We start from the raw sequence: 24,560 nt of genomic DNA, 5'->3' as shown, positions 1-24,560 counted from the left end.
CTCCTAGCTGATAAATAATCGTTTTACAGGTAAATCAAACGTTTCTACCTGCCAATGTTCTTGCATCTGCTCACTAAAGACCAAACTACATGATTCCCCTTTATACTGTTGCAGGAAACGATCGTAAAACCCACCGCCAAAACCAATTCGAAACCCCTCATGTGTAAATACAATTCCAGGTACAACGACTAAATCGATTTTTTCAGCAGATACAACAGGTGCCGAAATAGGTTCAGCCACACCAAATGCTGACTTTTTGAATTTCGTATCAGTCGTTACAGAATGAAACGTCAACTGTCGCTTACTACCAGCAATCGGCATTAACATATTTTTCCCTTCCAACCAGCCTTTTTCAAGTAAAAGATGTGTATTAAATTCAAAGTCTAGTGGTTTAGTAATCGCGATGGTTTCTGCACTCTGCCAATAAGGATCATTGAATAATGCTTGACTGATCTCTTGTTCTTTTTGCTCTTTTAGTATTGGGTGCTCGTGAAGCCATTTTAAGTTTGCTAAACCTAGTTTCCTCAATCGTTCTTTTTCCACGTTCATCCCTCCACACAGTAAATCGCTTTGATTTATAACGCCTATATCTTTTTAACCTTCCCTTGTAGTTTATAGAAAAACCCACTAAATAGCAAACAGATTTCTAGTCTATTATATCTGCATCAAGTCTTTTTTGCAGACCAAGCGCCGATTGCTTTATAGACCTCAGTTTTTTCATTTTCTAGTAAAATTTCATGACGCAATTCTGCAAATAAAACGAGCGAAACATCTTTGATTCCTGCTTCGTCTAATTCTTTTGCCACTTTTCTAGGTCCTTTGCCAAAATCTCCTACTGGATCTTGCTCACCACTAATCACTAAAATGGGTAAATCCTGATCGATATTCTGTGCCCAACCTTCACGATTCGCTCCATCAACTAAACGGAATAAGGTATAAAAACCATTATTTGTGAACGTAAAACCAGTTAATGGATCATTTTCATATTCTTTTACATTTTCTTGATTTCGGCTTAACCAATTGAAACGACTCTCTTCTGGAAATTGCTTACTAAAAGAACCAAAAGCCATATGATCCAGCCATTTATTTTGTTTTTCTGGCGCCGTTAGATTTAACCCTTTTGTTAAAGACAAAGCTAAAGACAACATGGCAGCATTTTTACCTGTTCCCATAAAAATAGCTCCACTGATTTCAGATCTATACAATTGTAAATAATTACGTAACGCAAATGAACCCATACTGTGGCCTAACATAAAATGTGGTAAATTCGGAAAGTTTTCTCCAATCCATTCTTCGACCTGATGAATATCATCTAAAACAAACGTTACAGGCTCTCCTTTTCCGAAGTAGCCATGTTTTGGCTGATCATGTAGAACAGACTCCCCGTGACCTAAATGATCATGACCGACTACAACAAAACCCAAATCATTTAAATACTTCGCAAAATCATGATAACGTTCGATATATTCTGCCATTCCATGAATGATTTGTACAGTTCCGATTGCCTCGCATGTAGGCTCCCAACAGACAAAATGACTCATTGTTTTTTGATCGGATGACAAAAAAGTGTTGTGTTTCATACTCTTACCTCTTCTCAATTGATACTATTTATTATAAAGTATTCTGATTAAATGAAGTAGTCAAATGTGCATTTTCTTTTTTTATTATGTTATAGATGTTGAAAGGTGCAACTGATGAACATTCAATCGATTAAAACTGAAAAAAACCTTTATGATCATCAAAATAGGATCATAAAGGCTTTTTTATTCTTATGTTTGAAGTGTAATCACTGGATTAATCGACTGATCGACAACAATTTCCTCTGTTCCATACCGTTCGCCTAAAACATATTTAGCCATATGAATCGTTCGATCGCTCATTCTCTCTAGATTAGATGCGATATCAATAAACAAAACACCATCGGCCGCACGACCTTTTCCACTATTCATAATAGAAATATATTTTTTGCGCAGCATTTTGACCATCTGATCAATTTGTTTTTCTCGACTTAACATGTGAGCTGCCATTTCTTTATCATCGTTTTCAAAGACGATTAAAGAATCTCGAATATTTTTAAGAACTTTTTCAAATAAATCTACAACATCTTCATCATATAAAATCAGTGTCTCACGCTCGGAAACTTTACCTGCTTTTTTCTCTTTGGCTTTTTGCCTCTTTTCAAGATGAATCGCTTCATTGAGATTTTGAATAATATTACGACAATGATCGCCAATTCGTTCTAAATCCTTTGTTAACTCTAACATCATTGTTTGTTCATGACTCTCAGAAATCGTTAGCTCCGTTGCCGACAGTTGCACCAAGTATTCTGTTAAGCGATTGTCCGTATCATTGATCGCAGTCTCATACTGGCTCGCATTTTCCTTATCGATACTGTCTTGTTTTGCATAATAAGATTTTGTTGCTTCAAAGGCCCCTAAAACATACTCGCCCATTTGAAGTAGTTCGATTTTCGCTTGATTCAATGCTAATGTAGCTGAATTTTGAATAATCGATTCATTCAGATTGGATGGTTTAAAATCAATACTTTTATCCTTACCAGGAATCATTTTCCGCACAAGCCACTCGATTTTATCAATAAACCAAAATTGGATCAATAAATTAGAAATATTAAATAACCCGTGGGCAAAAGCAATTTGCATTGCAGGTTTTAACTCGAGCCAACTGGATAGACGCACAACCACCGCTGTAAATGGTGTCAGCAATGTTGTAAAAATAACGGCACCCACTAAATTAAATATCACATGTGATGCTGCTGTACGCTTAGCAGCAAGACTGACACCTAATGCTGCAATGACGGCAGTGATAGTTGTACCGATATTATCTCCAAACAAAATTGGTAAAACTGCTTCAATTGCTAGACTCCCTTGACTGTATAATTGTTGTAAAATTCCGATCGTTGCACTTGAACTTTGCAAAACCATCGTAAGAATGGTTCCGATCCCTACGCCTAAAATAGGATGATGTGAAACATCCACCATTAAATCCGCAAACTGAGGTAACGTACTCAATGGCGCCATTCCTTCACCCATTAGCTTTAGTCCATAAAATAGACAACCAAAACCAAACAAAATTTGCCCCACATTATTGATTCGTTCTCTCTTTGAGAAGAACAGTAAAATAGAACCTACACCAATGATCGGCAACGAATACGAACTCAAATTGAATCCAATGATAAAAGCCGTCACTGTCGTTCCCACATTTGCTCCCATGATCACCCCGATAGCTTGGCGCAACGACATGAACCCTACACTGACCAATCCCACTGTTAAAACTGTAGTCCCCGAACTACTTTGAATAATTGCTGTAACAATCATGCCTGCCAATACAGACCTGAGCGGTGTCGATGTAAAAGTGTTCAAAATTTCCCGTAACGAATCACCTGCAGACTTCTGCAGACCATCCCCCATATACTTCATACCAAATAGAAAAATCCCTAATCCTCCGAGAAAAGGAAATAACATTTCTTGATAGGACACACCTGTTCCTCCTTTATTTTAGAAGCTGATTACGCTCGCTCAATCTTGACTAAAAAATAGAAAAATCGATTGTAATACTCTTTGTCACCTCAATCCTATTTAAGGGTACAAAAAAACAGCCCTCTTGTAAATAAAATATTTGTTTTTTCACACTAAAATTAATGCTGTCCTAATTAACCCAACAAAAAAAGAGGGTAGGAGATACCTCTACAAGCCATCTTCCCCCTCAAGGAATTTGAATAAACGGTGGGAGCAGAAGGAATCTCTTCGGAAATAAGCTTCTGTACCAACCTCTCGTAAACTTACAATAAAAATCAAACCATCAACAGATAAACACCAGAAGCCACTACCGCACCGACTAAAGGTCCAAGGATTGGAACCCATGAATAACGCCAATCCGATTCTCCTTTAGTTGAAATCGGCAAAATTTGATGTGCCAAACGAGGACCAAAATCACGCGCAGGATTGATCGCATAGCCTGTAGGTCCACCTAGAGATAAACCAATCGACAAAATCAACGCTCCTACAACTAATGGATTTAACCCGTCTGTAAAATTGTGTTGTGAAAATGACAGTAAACCTAACACTAAAACAAATGTTCCAATCACTTCCGTTACCATATTCGCTGGATAATTACGAATCGCAGGACTTGTAGCGAACGTCCCTAAAATCGCTCCTTGATCTTTTGTTACTTGCCAGTGTGGTAAGTAGGCTAACCAAACTAAAACAGCTCCTAGAACTGCTCCTAGTACTTGCGCTAAAATAAACGGTACAACTAAGCTCCATTCAAAACTTCCCGTCATTGCCATCGCAACCGTCACTGCTGGATTCAAGTGAGCAGGTCCCATATAGCCTGCAACGTATACTGCAATTGTTACTGCCATAGCCCACCCAAACGCAATCACGATCCATCCAGATCCTGCGGCTTTACTTTTCTTTAAATTAACTCCGGCACAAACACCGTCTCCTAAAAGAATCAATATCATCGTCCCTAAAAACTCACTGAAAATCTGTGTCATATTTGAAGTATCCATTTTACTTCTTCCCTTCTTTCAATGCACTCAAATCAGATTCAGCAATCAATTGATTTAATTCAGTTGTGTAGTCTTCTAGTTGTTTTTCGGTCCAATTATAATAATGACTCATTTCAGAAATAACTCCTCGTTTGACTTCATCCAGTGTATCTCTCATGAATAATAAGTGGTTCGTTCTACGGACAAGATAATCTGCTGGTGTCAGTATCATCTCATTATCCAACCCATAATGGAGCGCCAATGTTTCAGCTAAACTTAACCCTGTTACTGGTTCAGTCGTTGCAATTTTTTCAAATAGTTCGGTTACATTTGAACCGTACAAGTGAGCTAGATACTCGGATTCTTCTTGATCCAACCCTTTTTCTACACCGATTTTCGCAAGATTAGTTAGTTCTTCTTCAACATTTGCCACATTAAGATTTCCGCCAGAAACAGGGTATGTTTTAGAATCAATCAACTGAACGTCACGATTAAATTCTTCTTTCAAAATTCGTTGAATCTCTTTCAATGCCCCTTCCGCCATTTTACGATAATCTGTGATTTTCCCTCCTGATAATGTCAGTAAACCATCCTCTGAGCGTTCCAACAAACTGCCACGAGAAACTGCTGAAGGGTTTTCTTTGCTTTCAGCTAGTGATTCTTCTAAGTGATTCAATACATTTTCAACATCAAAACGCGTTGCTTGTTGATGTTTATACTTACCAACAATCTCGATTACTTGATCGAAGCTTTCATCAGAAACTTTGCCATTATTGCCACCGTTGTAATCTGATCCACCATTTTCTGAAATCAGTGGTCTAAGGCCTGCCCAGCTTGCTTCAATATCGTCTATGGTCACATTGGCTTTAGGATAATGGCTATTGACGATTTCCAACAAGTAATCGACATCTTCTTGTGTAACAGTAGGATGTTCATAATCCCCAGTATAATCTGTATCCGTCGTGCCAAAATACGTTTTCTTTTCTCTAGGAACAACGAAGACCATCCGACCATCATGTTTACCTGTATCAAAATAAGTTGGTTGTGGTACGTGTAATTTGCTATTGTCTACAACAAGATGGACCCCTTTTGTCGGACGCATTTGCGGCACTACATTTTCTTTTGTATCTAAACCTCGCACTTTATCAGACCAAGGCCCCGTCGTATTGATAACAATTTTTGCTTTGATGTCAAACTGTTCACCCGTCAGCAAGTCTTCTGCTTTTACACCAACGATTTTACCATGCTCATTTTGAATAAAGCCTACCGCTTTGACTTTGCTGACCATCAAACCATCATCAGAAGCCGCTCGTTTGATATTTTCGATAACAAGACGAGCATCGTTATTTCTAAAATCGAGGTAAACACCGCCACCTTGTAGCCCCTCACTTTTTAATTGCGGTTCCCGTTTTAACACTTCCTCTTTTGTTAACGTATAATTTTCATATTTTGTACCGATCACATTCGCCAAGCGGTCATATAAATCCATTGCAACTTTGACAGAAAACATATTAAACGTTGCTTTGGGCTCATCATAAATCGGTAAAAGCATTGGGTCTGGCTTTGGAATGTGAGGCGCTATCGCTTGAACGACAGCACGTTCTTGTACCGTGTCCGCCACAACTTCTACATCAAAATTTTTCAAATAACGAATCCCGCCATGGACTAATTTCGTTGAGCGAGAAGACGTTCCTTCGGCAAAATCTTGCATTTCGATCAACCCTGTTTTCATACCAGAAGCGCTTGCTTGTAGGGCGACGCCCGCACCTGTAATACCACCGCCAATGATCAATAAATCTAATTCTTCAGACTTCATCTTTTCAATAGATGTTTGTCTTGTTTTGATTGAAAATGACATACCACTCACTTCTTCCCTTATTTTGATTTATGTTTAAACATTTGTGTAGCAGCGACAGCTTGTTGCCAGCCTTCGTATAAATCATCCCGTTCTTCATCGGACATTTTCGCTTCAAACACTTGTCCATCTTCATAAAATTCTTTTAATTCATCTAAATCTTTCCAAAAGCCAACCGCTAAACCAGCTAAAAACGCAGCACCTAAAGCAGTTGTTTCTAAATTTTGTGCTTTTTGAACAGAAGTGTTTAAGATATCTGCTTGAAATTGCATCAATAAATCATTATTCGCGGCTCCTCCATCTACTTTTAAGATTGGAATCGCAATACCAGTATCTTTTTGCATGGTATCGATGATATCTCTCACTTGATAAGCCACCGATTGCAATGTAGCTTTTACAAAATCCTCTCTTGTTGTGCCTCTTGTCAACCCAAATACAGCGCCTCTTGCATCCGAGTCCCAATACGGTGCTCCTAGACCTGTAAAAGCAGGAACAACGTAAACTTCATTTTTATTATGAGATTCATTTGCTACAGCTTCTGACTCAGCAGCTGTTTGAATCATCTTCAAACCATCACGCAACCATTGAACGGCTGAACCTGCTACGAAAATACTTCCTTCTAAGGCATAATAGACTTTGCCATTGATCCCATAACCAATCGTTGTTAATAGATTATTATCAGAAAGCTGTGGCTTTTCACCTGTGTTCATGACAATAAATGAACCTGTACCATACGTATTTTTTACCATTCCCGGTTCAAAAGCCATTTGTCCAAACAACGCAGCTTGTTGGTCACCTGCCATACCTGAGATCGGAATTTCACTACCGTAGAAATGATAGTTTTTCGTCAACCCATATACTTCAGAATTCGATGTAGCTTTCGGTAACATCACACGTGGAATGTTCAAAATGTCTAAAATATCTTGATCCCAATCTAGATCATGAATATTGAATAACATGGTACGACTTGCGTTGGAATAATCCGTTACATGCGTTTCCCCACCTGTCAATTTCCAAACGAGCCATGAATCAATCGTTCCAAACAACAGATTTCCTTTTTCAGCTCGTTCTTGAGCTCCTTCAACATGATCTAAAATCCAACGAATTTTCGTTGCGGAAAAATAAGCATCTACGATCAATCCAGTTTTTTCATGAATTAACTCACCATGACCCTCTTCTTTTAACTGATTGGCGATAGATGAAGATTGACGAGATTGCCACACGATTGCATTATAGATTGGTAATCCTGTTTGTTTATCCCAAACGACCGTTGTTTCCCGCTGATTGGTAATACCGATGCCTGCGATATCAGAAGGCTTAACTCCTGATTCAATCAAGGCACCTGCAATGACTGATTGAACCGAGTTCCAAATTTCATTAGCATTGTGTTCGACCCATCCTGCTTTAGGAAAAATTTGAGTAAATTCCTTTTGAGAACTCCCGATATTATTGCCTTTTTTATCAAAAATAATCGCTCTTGAACTAGTCGTCCCTTGGTCGATTGCCATGATATACTTTTGCTCTGTCATAATGATTTCCTCCCTATTTTAAAAGCGTAGTGGGCTTGTTTAGCTTCGACTGATAAATAAACCCCGTAATGAAAACGCTTTATTTTATATATTAATAATAATCGCAAATCGTTTCCTAAAAATGTCATATTTTTTTTTATTTCAAAAATAATTGAAGGTTTTTGCTTCTTTCTTTGTCCTATCGACGAAAAGCCCAAACCAAAACAACGCACTCTTTTGGTTTTTGGGCTTTTTCACTCAATTCATCTTTTATTGTGTAATGCTCTGATTTTCTTCCTAATTTGATTGATATCGTAAGTTGAGCCTAACTCGGATAACACGTATACTTCCTTTACTGAACGATATACATTCGGCTTCATAACATTTGTGATCATCAAATCATAGCTTTTTTGGGCATTGTAAGTTTCAATCGTTAAGCCATTTAAATTCTTCAAACTCAAAACCAATACTTGCGTCATAACTTCTTTATATAAGTGGTCCATCTTTAAATCGATTCCAATTCGAGTTTCACCAACAATGTCAAAATCAATAATTGCCAGCACACTAAGATATTTCACTAACGACCATTCATGTAAGCTATTGCCTTTTTCATAATGACGATCAAAACATTCCAAACTTTTATCTAAAAGCACACGGGAGAAGTCCGCCAACTGATGACTGGAAAGACTTTGTTCTTTCTGCCAAATATTCTCGCGATCAAATAACTCCAACTCTCCTTTAAAAAAATAGAGCCGACTATGAATTTGAGAAAAATAATAGAAGATTTTTTTCTCCAGATCCGGGAAAAATTTTTTTGGCCGATAATATAAAATCACATGCTCCAACACGAATGTATCCGCTAATGAAGTCGGTGTACGTCTACCTCGAATCAAACTATACTCAGCGAAATCCGATTCAGCCAAAACGGACATACTCATTAAAAAAATATAATGCAATAGGCTTTCTTCTTCATCGATTTCAAGTGGATAGCGGCTAAAGAAACGCAAAACAAAAGAGCGCAATGTTTTAAAAAAAGGATCCTGTTCGTATCCCTGACTCTTACTAGATAATCCTTTGTACTCTTTCGGCTGTACCGCAATTCTTTTTTTACTGATCGTCAGCCACAAACTAATCTTCAATTTGCCTTGTTCTTCAAAAGAAAGCGATAAAGCTTTTTCGAGTGCTTCAATGATTCTTGCATTTTGAATGGTCAATGTTTTTTCTTGATGTACATCATAAGGCGTCAAAAACCAATAAATTTGAAAATAAAAATAGCGGATTTGCAACTCTTCCCCTTTTAGCTGACCATTACGAATTTTAAGATCAAATTCTTTTACTATTAAATTTAACTCTTTGATCTTTCGAAATAACGAAGATTCACTGATTATAAATTTTGTAGTGAGCTGAACGATCGTAAATTCTCGATAATGAAATAAATAATCGATCAATTGAAATTTGACTGATGCGTGGACATAATCATCCAAAACCTTACTAACCGAAAAATGATCAGACAAGTGAATAGCCACCCATTGTCCATCATAAAAAAGGGAACAGTCCTTTTCATAAGGTTTCAAGTAATAACTTAATTCCTTCAAATCACTTTCTAAAGAAGCCTTTGAAACCCCTAAATAATCTAGCAACTCATGATCTGCAATTCGACCGCCAGCCAAAATTACTTTCTTTAAAATCCCGATTTCTCTTGCTTCTTTCTTATCTAATAATTCTTCAATTTTCATCCGTATCACTCCACAATCCTTCAAATCCTAACTGATTCGTGATGTCAATCACGTTGGAATAATATGGATGATACAAGAAATCTTTTTGATAAAGCGCTTCAAGTTTTTGACCCATTTGAATACCAAGTGCTAGTGTGTTGATTTTCTCTAAAATATTCGCTTTGGAAATTAATTGTGCTCCCAAAATTTTGTGGCTCTCTTTTTCAAAAATAATTTTTCCACAAATTTTTTCACATCCTGAAAATTGAGCACTTTTTTGCTGAACATGGGCAACAGCAATTGACTGCCCGTGAAAGAGCCCCTCTGCTTCCGTCAACCCAGTACTTGCGATATAATAATCAACAAGTTTTGTTCCAATCGTTCGAAGCGAGCCGACAAATGGTGTTGTTGGTTCAACAAGATTTTGAGCTACAACTAAGCCCGCTCTAACCGCATTATTCACTAAAGGAATGTAAAAAGAGTCCTTTGACACGCCATACTGGACCTGAATACAGTCACCGATTGCAAAAATATCTGCTTGAGAGGTTTGCAAGTACTCATTTACAAAAACAGTCTGGTCTGTATGTGTTTGAATAGATTCATCCAAATAGCCTAGATCCGGACGGACATTCATCGCAAAAATCGCACTATCACATAACAGTTTAGATTTCTTTGTTTCAATCAGTAGACCTTCATCTGTGTCGATCGCTTTTTCAACCGTTTCATCAAAATGAAATACAACACCTCGAGACTCCATTTCGGCTTGTACTGGTCGTATCATCTCCTCATCGAAATACTTGAATAATAAATAATCCATCCGCTCAAAAAGATGCACTTCTTTTCCTTTTTTCAACAGCATATCTGCTGCTTCCCCACCGATTTGTCCACCACCGATCAAGGCTACTTTATCACTCCTTTCCAATCGTTCAATAGCTTGTAAAACGCCAGGTAAAAATTTATATTTTAATACCTTTTCTGAATCACTACCCAGAATTTTCTGCGACCATTGACTAGAACCTGTCGCTAAAATCAATTTATTGAAAGACATAATAAACGTTGCTGCTTGTTTTTCATACTTAACGATATACTGTTTCGAATCCATACTGACCACTTTGGCATTTAACAACAAAGAAATACCCTTTTCTATTAATTGTTGTTCTGAAATAAACTCTGCAGTTTGAATAGATTCGCTTGTTTTATTAAAATACCGGTTGATTCCTCCCGGCAAATAACCAATCGTTTCCTGTTTCTCGATTAAATGAATTTCTGCAACGGGGTGTTTTTTTCTAATAGCCAAAGCAGCCGACACGCCAGCAAAAGATGCACCAATGATCACAACTTTCATAGTAAACCCTTCCTTCTAAATAAAAAAAACGCTTTCTTAAAGAATAGCATACGCTTGGTCTAATCGCATAGAATTAAACTGATTTACTTTCCGTTTTTATAAAAAAATCCGTTTACCCACATCAAGGAGAGCAAACGGATCCATTATGTTATTCTTTGTCTTTCATAAAATTCTGAATCGCTTCAGCATTCGTTTGTTCATCTAATTCAATCACGCTTCCAGATTCAGTATAATCATTGAAGTTCCATGACCCTTCTACGGGAACAGATAGTGATTTTAATGGTTTCACTTTTCCAGTTAGAAAATCTTTTGCTAAATCGATTAGAAGACTTGTGGGTACATTTGTATCGATTTTTCCGACCATTTTCCCTGCTACTTGTGGTAATTCCCAAATTGGAATCAAATCTTTAGATTGCTCTACTAAAGCATCCATCACCTGTTGTTGACGTCTGATCCGACCGAAATCGCCTTCTTCATCCATTCTAAAACGAGCATACTGCAGTAAACTATTACCATGTAATGTTTGTTTCCCTTTAAAGATATCCACACCGTCTAAATTAATATCTTTTTCAGCGTCAATCGTTACCCCTTTTGGATAAAGCTCGTCAATAATATCACTAAATTCTTTAAAATCCATGACTACATAATAATTGATTGGTAAATCAAAATTCGTTTTCAGCACGTCTTTTGTCATTTGTGCACCACCATATGCATATGCGGCGTTTATTTTATCTTGTCCGCCATCTGGAAAAGTTACATAGCTGTCTCTCATAATCGAAATCAATTTAGGCTGCTTCGTTTTCCCATCATAGTGCGCTACCATAAGCGTATCTGAACGCCCTTGGTCTTCATCGTCATCTCTTGAATCATTTCCGACGATCATTACAGTCAACTCTTTATCACTTGCTTGTTCATCACCAGTGAAATTCTGGTTCTTATTGGACAATGTTGATTCACTTTCTTCCTTGGCTGTTTGGAATGAAATGGCTGCATAACATCCTACACTGACAACGACAAGAAGAATAGATAATACCGTGATAATCACTATTTTTACAGATTTCTTCATTGGTTATTCCTTTCTATAGCTCCGCTAATTCATTGGATAAAAACAAAAAACTTCACCAAGAGCACTCAGCGAAGGGATTAGATTATAGGCGTTTAAATTTATGACATTTGCCATTTCTTTAGAACGTACCTTACTCTTCTCTTCGTTGAGTTTTAGCACTATATAACGTAAAAAGCATTGCTTTTAGCTACTTTGAAAAACGCCTTAATTCGACGAATTTTGTCCTACCCATACCTGTCTTTCGACATTTCTGAGCAGTAGCCTGTGTTTATATAGGAGCCTCACCTAACAAGTATTTAATTCATTTTAAACTATAATCGTATCGAATCACAAAGTCAAATTAAATTTGATACACGTTATCCAACTTGTGTAGTTATGTTCCTAAACTAAACCGACTCTGTGCTTGTTCCCACGGTAAAATCCACGCTGGCTAATAAATCGTTTCACTAAAAATCTTTATATTTTCTTAAAAAATGACTATCCAACTAAAAAAAACAACTTTAGATAGACATTCTTTCTTTTATCTGTTTCAATGTTTAAAAGACCCAACTTTTGGAGGCTATAAATGGACCATTTTTTAGAAAAACAGCAAGAGTATTTTTTTAACTTTTTAACAGACAGCATTGACAATTTTTTACTAGATCATTCCGATGAACGATTTTATGCATTTGCTTTGGACTGCAATATTTATGAGGAAGGTGAAATCAACTTATGCTTTAATACAGTGAACCTTTGGCAAGAAACAACCAGTTATTACGCAACTAAAGGCTACACTAAAACACAATTGGAAGAAATGAAGTACAATTCCGGTGATTGGGATGAAAATCAGCGATTTGCCTCTCTTCATTTATTTGATGATTGGGTAGAAGATGAACAAGATATTGAGACAGTTCTTGAATGGCTTTGCCAGCAACTCATTCTTTTGACTGATAACGAAACCTTTGAACGAATTCCAAAAACAGAAGACTTCAAACTGCTCGTTTATGATCATGATGAAACGCCAGCCGACTCACAAGAACGATTTGAAAAAATAAGCATGTCAGATTTTTTTCAAATAGAATAGCGAAAAAATGCCTGTAGCTCAAAATTGCAACAGGCATTTTTATATACTTGATATTTTAATAAATTGCTAAATTGATACATTTAGGTCATTTTAAAACAAAATTCTAATTCTTCTACATTAAAAATGGTTCCTAAAATATCATTCACTTTCTCCACTAATTTTGTTTCAACGATGATTTGATCTTTTGTTTCAATTTTTACAGAATCAGTTGAATATGTCAAAAAATCATATTCTTCTTTAAGCGTAACTTGATACTCTTCTTTTTTATATAACGTATAATCATCGATTACATCCATCTGATATTCCCGTTTGAATCCATTTTTTAGTGCAATCGCTGATACTAAAGAATTGACCGTCAATGCTTCTAAAGAAATTGCTTGCTCGTCTATCGTCAGAGTATAATTTTCATCTTCAATAATTCCGCAAGCATTACAACCTCCATCTAATAAATTCACTGTTTTACTAATTATCGCTTTTTTCATTTTTTATAGATCCTTTCTTGCATCTCTATCTTTTTTTACTTATTATAGCAAAAACAAAGGAACAATAAAGTAACTAATTGATTTTAAGCGTTATAGTAACTCATTCTATCGAGGATAGATGGAAATCAATATAGAAGTTCAAATAAAAATCCTTACTCATTATCCTTGCAGAAAATAGGGATTCTATCTAGTTCACTCATTTTTTCCTTCGCCACAAACTATACGTCTGAATCACTACCAATAAAACCAACAGAATAATCACTAAAATCAACCAAATCGGAACCTTGCTCACAATTTTCGTTTCTTCATTTTCTTCTTTGATTCTCTTCGCTTGTCCTCTTGTAATCTGAAATTCATTCTCAAATGCCCATTTTTTCCCATCTTGATTGATTTGTGTTTGACTGATATATGTCCCAGGCCGCAACTGTCTTTTGATAGGTACTGGAAAATCCATCATGGAATTCGGCGCCATTTCTAGCGCCTCTTTTTCATACTTGATTAGCGCTGTCTCATCCCCTTTTTTTCGAACAATAAATTTTAGAGCCATTTTCTTTGAAATCGCTGCATTTACATTACGAATCGAATGGATCACGGCTATTTTCTTCCCTTGTTTGGATCTGGCAACATCTACTGTATCTATTTCATAATCAGGCAAAACCGAAGTATCTGTCTCTTTTAAGACTACACCCAATACATAATGGAATCGCTGTTGAACTGCCACCTCTTTACTTTTAGTTTCACTTTCAACTGAATTTTTGGTAAAACGCAGTCCTCCTGCAATCACACCATCATATCTTTCTTTTGGCATCTTCAAATGAAAATGAGCAATCTTTGTTTCATAAGGTTGTATGGACATCGTCGTTTCTAAAACCTTGATCAGAGATTCAAAAGGATATGCCAATGTTTCATCCTGGATCCCTTTCACTGTATAATCGATCATTCCTTCTTCCGTTGTCGTTGCATTTATGGCATTGATAGAAATAGAAATAGGTGAATCTTCTGGATTCACTAATTTAACGTGTAATTCTTGCTCTTCTTCCGGCAGCATTTTCAAATCAAAATAAGATTTGTTGATATCAACTTGATTCTGCGGAATGACCGCTTGCACATAAAAGCTATTTGTCTCTCTGCTATCAGTTTGTGCTAAAACTGTTTTTACATTCAAAACATTAAATAAAAAAATAAATCCAATAGAAAATAAGATAGTACTCCCTTTCGCCCCAGAAAAATCACACATTTAAGCCACTCCTTCCATGTTCATCAGAAAAAAAGAGTGAAATAAACGGATGCTCATCCCACTCTCTCAAAATCATCCTTTGATTCTATGGCGCATCGGCCAATGTCCAATCGATCGTAGATGTATGTTTCCCAAGCGTTGCCATTGCGGCAGGTACATCAAGTGTCACACCTTTACTTTCAGCATCTGGCCATGTAAAGGTCCAAGTTCCAGCACCTGCTCCTGTTGCGGCTGTTGCGAATGGTGTTGCCGTAGTAGCTCCACTCGCTAACTTGACTGTATTAACAGGTGTTGGTGCGTCCGCCTCACTATTGGTTCCTACTTGTGTATTTTTAAAATTCAAACTAGCATTCGGTAAAGAAGCTGCAGCGGAGCTGTCTTTAAATCCATTTAATTTCCCGCTTAGTTTCCATCCGGCATTTGTTCCTCTAGCATCTGAAACAACAACAGTGATTGCTTCAGGATTTGTGGGAATATATGAAGCATCATCGACTGAAATCGTTTGTGACGCATAGCTGATTGTAGAAACAGCCTCCAATGTTAAAGCGCCTGGTGTGAACGTAACATCCACATCAGTAGCCTTATTAATATCAGCAGCTGAAGCAGATTGACCTAAAAATAATGTACCAAAAACGACTGATAACAATAAAACGGTTGAACTCTTCATTTTGTACACCCTCTCTTTATTAGTAAACTTATAGTTATTTGGCACCGACAGAAACAATGATTCTACCACTTGATGCTGTCTCAGTCCCAAGTGTTGCTACCGTGCTAAAGGTGATTGCTGTACCGGCTGTTAACTGGCGACCAGAAATATCTAGTGAAAATAGACCGTCAGCATTAACTGGTACTTCTTCATAACTATTTCCTGGGAACCTCACTCTAACTCTAAATTGAGTTCCTTCAGGAGGATTCATGATCTTAACGCTTCCTTTGATTATTACATCACCAACGAAAATAGGCGCTACAACTGGTGTCGGAACAACATAACCTTCTAAAGATGGACTCTTCCCTACTGCAAAAACAATGCTGTCACTTTCTTTCCCTTTTAACGATTGAGCATGTTCTGCAATGGTTACTACTCTTATCGGATCGCCTTCTTTCAGTTTTTTATCAGCTACTGGGATTGAAAAAGTTCCATCATTTTCAAGAGCTACCCTTTTTATAGAACCATCAGCGAATTGAGCTTGCATAAATAGTTCAGTCCCAATTGGAACATTCGTTAATGTGACAGAACCTTTAAGCTCCTTACTTCCTTCATTTACACTTTTGACCTGTGGTTTTGGAACTTGATAGTTCTTCAAAGGATCAATGATTACTTGTAGGATTTCTGGTTCACTAACATTTATGCGGTTCCCATCACTCATTTCAACCACTACGTTCAGTAGATCATTCCCTTGAGCCTGATACTTGTCAAACGGGATTGTAAAGTTCCCCTCCTCATTGATTGAACTACTCACGGTAGTCCCATCAGGTAATGTCACTCTAGCTTTAAAAGTCACCCCATTTGGTACAGGTGAAGCCAGATCGACCCTACCACTAAGGCTAGTTACACCTTCTAGCACATCACTAAGTACTGGTTTTGGAACTACATAATGTATAAACGAATCTTCTATCACTTGTTTGATCTCTTGTTCACTGACTTTGGTCTGTTTTTCATTACTTGCTTCAATCACCACTTTTATTTGATCATTACGTTGTGGTTGATAGGAACCAAATGGAATCGTGAAAGTACCTTTTTCATCAATATTACCCATCAACCTTGAGCCATTGGGCAATTCAACGTTTACCTTAAATGTCACACCCTCCGGTACAGGTTGCGCTATTGCTACGCTTCCTTTAAGACTGTCTACACCTTCTAAAATATCCTCGACATTAGGTTTTGCAACGGAATAATTTGTTAAAGAATCTTCCTCTACTTTATCGAAATATAAATTGATCTCATCTCCATTTGCATGGATCGTATTCAATAACGCTACATCAATCACTGGTTTATTAACTGCCATAGCAGTCACCTTTGCTTTTTCAGCAGCTACATCAGAAACTTTCGTAGAAAAATTAAACGTAACATCACCAAGTACATTAGCCTGCAATGCTTGAGTCAACACATCCGATGTTCCATTAGCAATTTGCCCTACAAGATCAAGCAAACCATTAACGGCAGGTTTTAGTAACTCCAAAACTGGATTCAATATAGCCAAAAGACCAGTAAATTTTAATCCAGCAACTGCTTCTTTCAACGGCTCAAATAACTTTGCATACGTTGTACGAACATATTGGCCTAATCCATCAGTGAAATCGACCATCACATAATTACCATCTGGTGACAATTTCCCTTCAACTGTCGCTTCGTAGCTACCCAAATCTTGAAGAGAGTTAAGCCCTTCAAACGCCTTTTCTAATGAATCAAGTTGTAAGCCTAAAGGTTTCGCCAACCCAAGCAGTCTCGTTACAAGTCCACCTACTTTTAAAACTAAATCTTTGACTACTGGAACATCTCCAGGCACGATTGGAAGCAACTTGGCATTAGTATTAATCAAAATCGGTCCATCCATTTTCCCACGTAACTCCTCTGGAATCGCAAAAACAATAACCTTCGGTGATACTAAACCGACATCCGCAATTGCGGTTCCTTGAAACGAAAGATCTAAGTCATATGTAGAATCTGCATTTTTCTCCAACTTAACACCATTATTGATAACGGTTCCATTATTGGAAGATAATTGTGTTCCTTTTAAGATACTGACATCCACAAAATCTGTCGCATTTACTGACTCAGCAGCTTTCACTTCATACTGACCATTATCCCCAAAAATTGTCAGTGAACTTGGGATAACTCCAGCTAAAAATAAAACTGTAGTACCCACTAACGTAATAACAAAACTATAACGCTTTTTCATAATTGCCTCCTTTTTCTAGATTAACTCTTATGGGCAAATAAGTAATACATGATTAAATTGAATAATACTATCTATATAATAATATTTCAACTAATTTACTTTTAATTTTTGTCTAAAAATATATTTAAATCGTTAAAATTACACAACGTTATTATTTTCTTGAAATATCGTGTAAAATGCTTGTTTTTTATTAGGAAGAATCAAAAACTATTCAGCTGATTTCCTTTGAATATCCTCGATTTTTTTAAATAGATAAACCAGAAGCATCAAATACAGCCTTATTTATAGACTACAAACTGATTTTTTAAGTAAATAAAATAACATTCATTTTCCCGGGAAATTTCTTTCATTATTTTAAATTTCTCACAAAAAGCACCGTCTTGTTAGCTTATTTTTTCTATATTAAAATTGAATTAAGATACCTTACTACATTGTGGAGTATGAGAAAATACTTACATTCTGAGTTAAGGAATGTAAACCTAAATATTATGGTTCGTTTTGAACGTTACCCTCATCGTACAAAGATTCTAGATAAACACTCGACAACTGTGCTTTTTTTAAAGATCAAGGCCCTTCATTTTTAAGAACAGCTCTGACTCTTCAATTATTCACAAAATAGTAAATAAACGGTTGGAATAGGAGCCATTCCTATCTCAACCGTTCTCTTTTAATATAGTTTAGTAAAAATTAGTTTATTGAAATTTATTTGAATCAGCTCCATAAAAAATTAGAAATTATTTTATGGAGTTGATTCAGCAACCTATTGACCATGCCTAAATGAAACAATCATCATTCCTAAACACAAGCGATTGACTTGCTGCTAAGGTTTATACCTTTCATCAAGTTAGTTCCTTTTCGAAAAAATCAGCAACAACATCCATCATCTCACCTTTGACTAAATGTCCATCACCTTCACCTGTCATAAACTTGCTCTCTTTAGCATAAGGTTTATCTTCGATCATTTGATAAAAATCAGCCACGTCTTCATATGGGATTTTAGGATCTTTCGTGCCATGCCAAAATAAAACTGGACGCTCTGCCAATGTTTCAGGAGCCCTTGAAAGATCATAATTTGCTACCCAGCTAAGTAACAAAGGCAAATCTTTAGGAACGAAAAATTCCATTTCAGACGCTCGTTCCATTACACGTTCAATATACTTTTGCGGGGCTGGCGTCCCCATCATGCAAGCTGCTGTTTTAATTTCTGGATGCTGGGTCAATAAAGCACATGTCGTTATACCGCCCATTGAAACACCACCAACACCAATCTTTCCATCTTCAATCAACTCTTGTTTCTCAAAATGACGTACCAATTGCGTAAACTCAATGACATTGTATTGAATACTTGACCAAAAAGTCACTGAGGGAATCGGTGATATCGGTCCCGTTTTTCGTTCACCGTGGTTCATCGCATCAGGCAAAATCACACGAATCCCTTTTTTCGCTAATTTCCTAGCCTGAGTCAATGATAGCTCTTTGGCTGACTGCCAACCATGATAATAAATAACTAACGGTAACATACTATTTTTGTTTTCTTCTGAAACAACTTCCAAGACTGGAATTTTTTTGATATACCGATGTCTAATAATGATCTTCATCTTATTCTCTCCTTAAAAAAGGTTATTCTTTTTTAAGTATACACCTTAAACTAAAATCCACTACAATTTTAGTCTTACTGATAGCAATGTTCACTGCCATACTGTTGATTACTCTCTATTTTTTCTCAACCGTCTTCTTCTCCTTCTCCTCTTTAAAAGAACCCTTAAACGCAGTAATGTAAGGAGGACAATGATAGCACTTAACACTCGAGCCAAAATCCTAGCAACTAAATCTAGAAGAGTGTTTTTATTTTTGATTACCTTATAACTGTCTTCAATTGTCTTCAACTCATTTGGTTGAACATGATAACGTGAACTTCCTTCTTTTAGAATATCACTTGCATCCGCATAATTCCCTAATCCATCACTCGCTCTAAGGTACATTTCACCTTCGATACCTTCTCGATTTAAATCAATACTAAATTGGCCTTTTTTATCCACCGAAGTTTCTTGATAATGGTACTCATTATTATCTGTGTAAAACAGTTCGATTTGATACGTATTTTTAGAAGCTGGCATCTTAAGTTCACCAGAAATCTTTTTATTTTCTTTATCGAAATTAATCTCCGAAAAAAAGGCTGTCGGCTTATCACTACTCACTAAATAGGGCACATTTTTGTAATGATAAATAACACCTTCTTCAGAAGTAAAACACAAATCCGTTGAATACATACCGATTTTATCTGTTTTAACTGGATCATTTTCATAATACATATCTCTGATCTTGATCTTGTCACGATAAAAAATTGTTTCAATAAACCCAGCATATCCATTCGTTGGACCATATAAGACAAACTCTGAAAAGCTTACATATGGTCTATTTTTAAAAGGAAACTCCAAATAAATCTCTTCTTTTTTCTTTTTAATCTTTGTTGTTTTGCCATTTAACGTTTGCTTACGAGCATATTGATGCGACAATTCGTGTGAAGCATCAAAACTTGACTCATTCGTAGAAGATTCCCCAGTATCTTCTCCGTAACAAATAGTAGGTAAACATATCAACAATAAACCAACTATCACCATCATTTTTTTCATGAAAAAACTCCTTTAACAACCAAGTAATACATTAGTGTTGTAAATGACATTAAACCAATATTGTTTAGATTTTTTTGACCAGCTATTAAATAACTAAAATCATCTTTTCTAAAGTATAATGAAAGTTTACTCGAAAGGAAAGATTAATTTCTTCCTTTATGTCATTTTTATTATAAAAGTAACAAAAAACTCCAAATCCATGTACGACAAGGACTCAGAGTTTCGAGTTATAACCTTATTTTGTTTCACGGTGTAAAGTAACTTTTCTTTCACGTGGGCAATATTTTTGTTTTTCCAAACGATCAGGATTGTTACGTTTATTTTTGCTTGTTAGGTAGTTACGTTCTTTACAAGAAGTACATTCTAAAGTAATGTTTACGCGCATGTGTTTTCCCTCCTATATCTAATGTCATATTTCTAAGATATTTCTTAGCCTAAAATATCATATCATGTTTGTTCAAGAATTTCTACCCTTTTAGTGAAATTTGTAAAGGAAAACTACTTTACAAATCTTATTGTGCTTTGTATTCAGCATAGGCATTAACAATCGCCGTAACCATTGATTGATTAGGTCTTGTACTTTCACTGGTTAAGTGTGGTAAAACAACACTTATCGCGATTTCTGGGTCATCATAGGGTGCATAAGCTACTACGTTACTATTCACGGTAATGTGTTCTCCAACATTTGTTTCGGCTGTACCTGTTTTAGCCGCAATATCAAGTGCTGCTCCTTGCATATACTTCCCAGTGGTGAATACACCATTCCCGTGCACAACATCATAAAAACCATTTTGAATGAGTTGCATTTGTTCAGAACTGATGTCGACTTTATTTAATTCTTTTGGTTTTGTTTGCTCTTTCAATTCTCCTAGAGAGCCATCAGACTTGTTATCATAAATTCCTTCAACTACATGTGGCGCATAACGAGTACCACCATTTGCTACTGTTGAGGCATATTGTGCTAATTGCATTGCTGTGTACGTGTCATACTGACCGAAAGATAAATCGAGTAAATGCCCTGGCATTGGCGCTGCATCAGAATCAAAATCCTTATTTGATATCCCTGTTGATTCTCCTGGTAAATCGATTCCTGTCGAAACACCCATACCATATTCACCAAATGTTTTACGTAAAACATTAAATAAAGTCGGATCTCCCGTTTGATAAGGTAGCTTCATATTGTATTGATAATCTGTATTCATCATTTTTAATACTAGCTTCATCATGTAAGCATTCGATGAGTACTCTAACGCTTGTTCTGCGGTGAGCGGAATTTGATTTCCCGGAACTTTATTAAAGACAGACGATTTTTGCTCGCTTCCATAAATTTGTAAAGGCTCATCAATCAACACATCATTACCAGTGATCACGCCTTGTTCATAACCTGCTGATATCGTGGCTCCTTTTACTACTGAACCAGGTTCAAATGCTTTATTGATTGTAGCTAATGGATTAGAGGTCAATTCATTTGTTGCTGGATCACGATCCAGTGCAACCATCGCCATCACAGCCCCCGTCTTAGGATTCATCACAACGACATAGGCACCATCTGAATAGGCCGCATTTCCAGTGGCTAATAATTGTTGATATTGTTCTCTTACAACTTGCTCAACTTTCGCTTGAAAAGCCGTATCAATCGTTAGTTTTAAATTTTCACCTTTTTTACCTTCTGACACAGGTTTTTGTGTCACGATCTTGCCGTTGCTGTCTAACGTTACTTCTGAAATTGCTTTTTGACCTTGAAGAATATCTTCATATTGTTTTTCTAAATAGCTAGTACCTACTCGGTCATTTAATTCATACCCTTTTGCGATATACTCATCTGCTTCTTCAGCAGGTAATCCAGCCTTTTGTGACGATACTTTTCCTAAAAGACTTCTAAGATCTGTATCACTTGGATAATCTCGATCCCAATCCATTCCGGTTGAAACGCCAGCGATTTCTGAAGTATGTTCACCAATTATTGCAATCTCGTCTTGCGTAACTCCTTCATTTTTAATAAAGGCCGTATTCAACTCACCTACAGAATTCATTCGTTTAAAAATGGTGGCAGCCTGTAATGTATGCTCATCAAAGTTGATTTCTTCTGGCGTTACTTTTTCCACCGTTTTAACATACAATGTTCCTTCGTCGGTGATTTTATTGCCTTTTTCATCTACTTTGTCAGCATCAGTCAAGCGTTTTTGTGCGGCTTTTAGATTTTCAGGATTTGCCAACCAAAAATCTTTTTTGTCTCGTTCTGTCAATTCATCTGCTGGTACATTAATCAAATCATTGACTTTGTTTGCAATTGGTACTAGGTCTTTTGTCTGAACCTTTTTACCACGCGTATACGTAATAGCCAAATTAGCCTTATTCCCAGCTAATAAATTGCCTTTTGCATCATAAATCTGTCCTCTTGGCGCATTGCTTTTGATTTTTAAAGTCGAATTTTCTTCAGCTTTTTGTGCATACTCCTGCCCTTCTGCAATCTGCAGGTATCCCAAGCGAACAATCAATGCAACAAACAAACCGAAAATCACGAAAAATAGTAAGTTCAATCGGAACGGAATATGTGATTTTTTACTTTTTTGTGTCATAGGTTCTTCATTTTCTTTTTTTAATTTATCTAAAAAGCTCATTTTTTTCATTTATCCTTAATCCTCCATATGAGAAAAGTCTCGCTTCTCTATTGTAACGAAAAAACGTGAAAAAAAATAGAGGGAATCCTCTTACTAAGAAAATATTTAACTTTTACTGAATAAAAAGAGCCTGGTACATAATGATGTGCGCCCTAAAAGTTGTACGTAGATTAACTTGTCATTCGACTGGTATGAATTCGGTATTGAACCGGACTCATACCAGTCAATTTTGCTTTTATCCGATGATGATTGTAATAATCAATATAATTTGTAACTGCTCGGTTTAATTCCTCAAAGCTAGAAAAACTACGACCATAATACATTTCTTGTTTCATTAGACCAAAGAAATTTTCCATCAATGCATTGTCCAAACAATTTCCTTTTCGTGCCATACTCTGGTATAACTTTGCTTGCTTCAATTGTCTAACATACTGTTGATTTTGGTAATGCCACCCTTGATCGGAATGGATTGTTGTTCGAAAGTTGGTCTTTTTACTTTCTTTAATGGCTGTTTTTAAAGGAATCAATACACAATCCAACGTTGGTTTTTGCTGAAATTGATAGGCTATGATTTCTCCATTAAAACCATCAAGAAAAGGACTGAGATAGGCTTTTCTTTTTAGTTTAATTCCTTCGGAATTTCGTTCAGTATAGTGGAATTCTGAAATATCTGTAAAGATTTTTTGTTTTGGCATCGTGCTAAAAAAGCGACGATTCACCTTGTTCTTTGCCAAGGTTCCCACTAAACCTTTGTAAGATCGATACCTTCTTGAACGACGAGTAAAGCTTATACATACTAAGTTATATTTCTTCATAATTCGTCGGATTTTCTTATGATTGATTTGATAGCCCATATTCACTAAAGCCAGTTTGATTCGACGATAGCCATAATTGCGATCATTCTCTTCAAAAATTGTTTGAATCAATTTCTCTAGGTGAGTCATTTTTTCTTCGCTCATTATCTGTTTTTTCCAGTAATTGAAGGTAGAACGCGGTAGCTTAATCGCTTGTAATACGTGATCTTGACGATACTTTCCAATAAGTTCTATGGCTATTCTGGTTTGAACTCGTCTTTTCGCTTCGCCATAATAGTTTGTTGGAAAGTCCGTAGCTTTTTTAAATACTCGACCTCGATTCGCAAACATTCATTCTCACGCTCTAATTCCTTTTCACGAGATAGTTTGCTTGTTTCTTGCTGTTTTTTTGTTGGTTTATTCATCCTTTTTTTGGGTCTCCCTTTTTGATTAGACAGAGCCGTTTGACCACCAGCGATGTATTTCTTTTGCCAACGAGAAATCATCGACCCATTAGGCAGCTTGAATTGTCTTGCTGCTTCACCGAAAGAAGCACCTGTCGTTTCTATAAAGTGTAATACATCTCGCTTAAATTCACTAGTATATTTTGTCAGTGAACGGTGTCTTTTGAGCCCTTCTTTCCCAAATAATTGATAGGAGTGTTTCCAATTGTAAATTAAGGCATTTGATGGGAGTCCGTATTTTTTAGCCAAGGCTCGTCCTCCCAGAGGGCCTTCTAGGTACTCTTTCACTAGCTTTAATTTGAATTCTACCTCATAATAACTCATAAAAAATAACCTCCAAAAATTGTATTTTTCACGTACAACTTTT

20 protein-coding genes and 1 riboswitch are annotated in these 24,560 nt (G+C 36.5%); of the genes, 1 reads left to right on the top strand and 19 read right to left on the bottom strand.

Annotated features, from left to right (window positions below):
- Nucleotides 1–3 precede the first annotated feature (3 nt).
- From AC1PU0_RS04030 to AC1PU0_RS03990, 9 genes are all read right to left on the bottom strand, one after another.
- Nucleotides 4–549, bottom strand: a complete 546-nt coding sequence (locus AC1PU0_RS04030) for a 5-formyltetrahydrofolate cyclo-ligase (RefSeq protein WP_430598134.1) — start codon at nt 547–549, stop codon at nt 4–6.
- Nucleotides 550–665: 116 nt separating this feature from the next.
- Nucleotides 666–1,580 (bottom strand): alpha/beta fold hydrolase, encoded by a 915-nt coding sequence (locus AC1PU0_RS04025; protein WP_479998749.1) that lies wholly within the window; start codon nt 1,578–1,580, stop codon nt 666–668.
- A gap of 189 nt (nt 1,581–1,769) precedes the next feature.
- Nucleotides 1,770–3,497 carry a Na/Pi cotransporter family protein gene (locus AC1PU0_RS04020; protein WP_069653353.1) on the bottom strand — a complete coding sequence of 576 codons (1,728 nt, stop codon included), beginning with the start codon at nt 3,495–3,497 and terminating at the stop codon, nt 1,770–1,772.
- 314 nt (nt 3,498–3,811) lie between these two features.
- Complete coding sequence (locus tag AC1PU0_RS04015; protein WP_206849361.1) at nt 3,812–4,531, bottom strand: MIP/aquaporin family protein; 720 nt, start codon at nt 4,529–4,531, stop codon at nt 3,812–3,814.
- Between the two features lies 1 nt (nt 4,532).
- On the bottom strand, nt 4,533–6,368 hold the full coding sequence (gene glpO / locus AC1PU0_RS04010; RefSeq protein ID WP_206849362.1) for a type 1 glycerol-3-phosphate oxidase: 1,836 nt from the start codon (nt 6,366–6,368) through the stop codon (nt 4,533–4,535).
- 17 nt (nt 6,369–6,385) lie between these two features.
- The gene (glpK, locus tag AC1PU0_RS04005) at nt 6,386–7,894 is read right to left on the bottom strand and encodes a glycerol kinase GlpK (RefSeq protein ID WP_111247384.1); all 1,509 of its coding nucleotides are present in this window, start codon (nt 7,892–7,894) and stop codon (nt 6,386–6,388) included.
- Nucleotides 7,895–8,136: 242 nt separating this feature from the next.
- Nucleotides 8,137–9,609: an AcpB/EbpR/MafR family transcriptional regulator gene (locus AC1PU0_RS04000; protein ID WP_206849363.1), complete on the bottom strand. Its 1,473-nt coding sequence runs from the start codon at nt 9,607–9,609 to the stop codon at nt 8,137–8,139.
- Nucleotides 9,599–10,933 carry an FAD-dependent oxidoreductase gene (locus AC1PU0_RS03995; RefSeq protein ID WP_479998748.1) on the bottom strand — a complete coding sequence of 445 codons (1,335 nt, stop codon included), beginning with the start codon at nt 10,931–10,933 and terminating at the stop codon, nt 9,599–9,601. The genes AC1PU0_RS04000 and AC1PU0_RS03995 overlap by 11 nt, the downstream gene beginning before the upstream one ends.
- A gap of 148 nt (nt 10,934–11,081) precedes the next feature.
- Nucleotides 11,082–11,999 (bottom strand): LCP family protein, encoded by a 918-nt coding sequence (locus AC1PU0_RS03990; RefSeq protein ID WP_069653347.1) that lies wholly within the window; start codon nt 11,997–11,999, stop codon nt 11,082–11,084.
- A gap of 131 nt (nt 12,000–12,130) precedes the next feature.
- Nucleotides 12,131–12,299: riboswitch (M-box (ykoK) riboswitch) on the bottom strand.
- A gap of 265 nt (nt 12,300–12,564) precedes the next feature.
- Between AC1PU0_RS03990 and AC1PU0_RS03985 the strand changes: the two genes are divergently transcribed.
- Nucleotides 12,565–13,062 carry a DUF4303 domain-containing protein gene (locus AC1PU0_RS03985; protein ID WP_206849365.1) on the top strand — a complete coding sequence of 166 codons (498 nt, stop codon included), beginning with the start codon at nt 12,565–12,567 and terminating at the stop codon, nt 13,060–13,062.
- Between the two features lie 80 nt (nt 13,063–13,142).
- Here AC1PU0_RS03985 and AC1PU0_RS03980 read toward each other — a convergent pair whose 3' ends face one another.
- The 10 genes from AC1PU0_RS03980 to AC1PU0_RS03935 all read right to left on the bottom strand — a co-directional run bounded on the left by AC1PU0_RS03980 (nt 13,143) and on the right by AC1PU0_RS03935 (nt 24,517).
- On the bottom strand, nt 13,143–13,544 hold the full coding sequence (locus AC1PU0_RS03980; RefSeq protein ID WP_206849366.1) for a DUF4809 family protein: 402 nt from the start codon (nt 13,542–13,544) through the stop codon (nt 13,143–13,145).
- 196 nt (nt 13,545–13,740) lie between these two features.
- On the bottom strand, nt 13,741–14,781 hold the full coding sequence (locus AC1PU0_RS03975) for a WxLIP family cell surface protein (protein WP_206849368.1): 1,041 nt from the start codon (nt 14,779–14,781) through the stop codon (nt 13,741–13,743).
- An 85-nt stretch (nt 14,782–14,866) separates the two neighbouring features.
- A complete protein-coding gene (locus AC1PU0_RS03970; RefSeq protein ID WP_069653343.1) occupies nt 14,867–15,448 on the bottom strand; it encodes a WxL domain-containing protein in 582 nt (193 codons plus the stop codon).
- 34 nt (nt 15,449–15,482) lie between these two features.
- Nucleotides 15,483–17,681, bottom strand: coding sequence for an adhesive domain-containing protein (locus tag AC1PU0_RS03965; protein WP_479998747.1), 2,199 nt, complete (start codon nt 17,679–17,681; stop codon nt 15,483–15,485).
- A gap of 839 nt (nt 17,682–18,520) precedes the next feature.
- Complete coding sequence (locus AC1PU0_RS03960) at nt 18,521–19,279, bottom strand: alpha/beta fold hydrolase (RefSeq protein WP_479998746.1); 759 nt, start codon at nt 19,277–19,279, stop codon at nt 18,521–18,523.
- Between the two features lie 108 nt (nt 19,280–19,387).
- On the bottom strand, nt 19,388–20,314 hold the full coding sequence (locus AC1PU0_RS03955; protein WP_479998745.1) for a hypothetical protein: 927 nt from the start codon (nt 20,312–20,314) through the stop codon (nt 19,388–19,390).
- A gap of 235 nt (nt 20,315–20,549) precedes the next feature.
- Nucleotides 20,550–20,699 (bottom strand): 50S ribosomal protein L33, encoded by a 150-nt coding sequence (gene rpmG, locus AC1PU0_RS03950; protein ID WP_002296119.1) that lies wholly within the window; start codon nt 20,697–20,699, stop codon nt 20,550–20,552.
- A gap of 127 nt (nt 20,700–20,826) precedes the next feature.
- Complete coding sequence (locus tag AC1PU0_RS03945; protein WP_069653339.1) at nt 20,827–22,944, bottom strand: penicillin-binding transpeptidase domain-containing protein; 2,118 nt, start codon at nt 22,942–22,944, stop codon at nt 20,827–20,829.
- Nucleotides 22,945–23,105: 161 nt separating this feature from the next.
- Entirely contained in the window at nt 23,106–24,080 is a 975-nt protein-coding gene (locus AC1PU0_RS03940) for an IS3 family transposase (RefSeq protein ID WP_479998612.1), read from the bottom strand.
- Complete coding sequence (locus AC1PU0_RS03935; protein WP_479998306.1) at nt 23,987–24,517, bottom strand: transposase; 531 nt, start codon at nt 24,515–24,517, stop codon at nt 23,987–23,989. The genes AC1PU0_RS03940 and AC1PU0_RS03935 overlap by 94 nt, the downstream gene beginning before the upstream one ends.
- Nucleotides 24,518–24,560 lie beyond the last annotated feature (43 nt).

The organism is Enterococcus sp. XAF26B05_ASV22 (assembly GCF_056727285.1).
The sequence above is the reverse complement of the archived record's forward strand: the minus strand, read 5'-3'. Positions and strand labels throughout refer to the sequence as shown.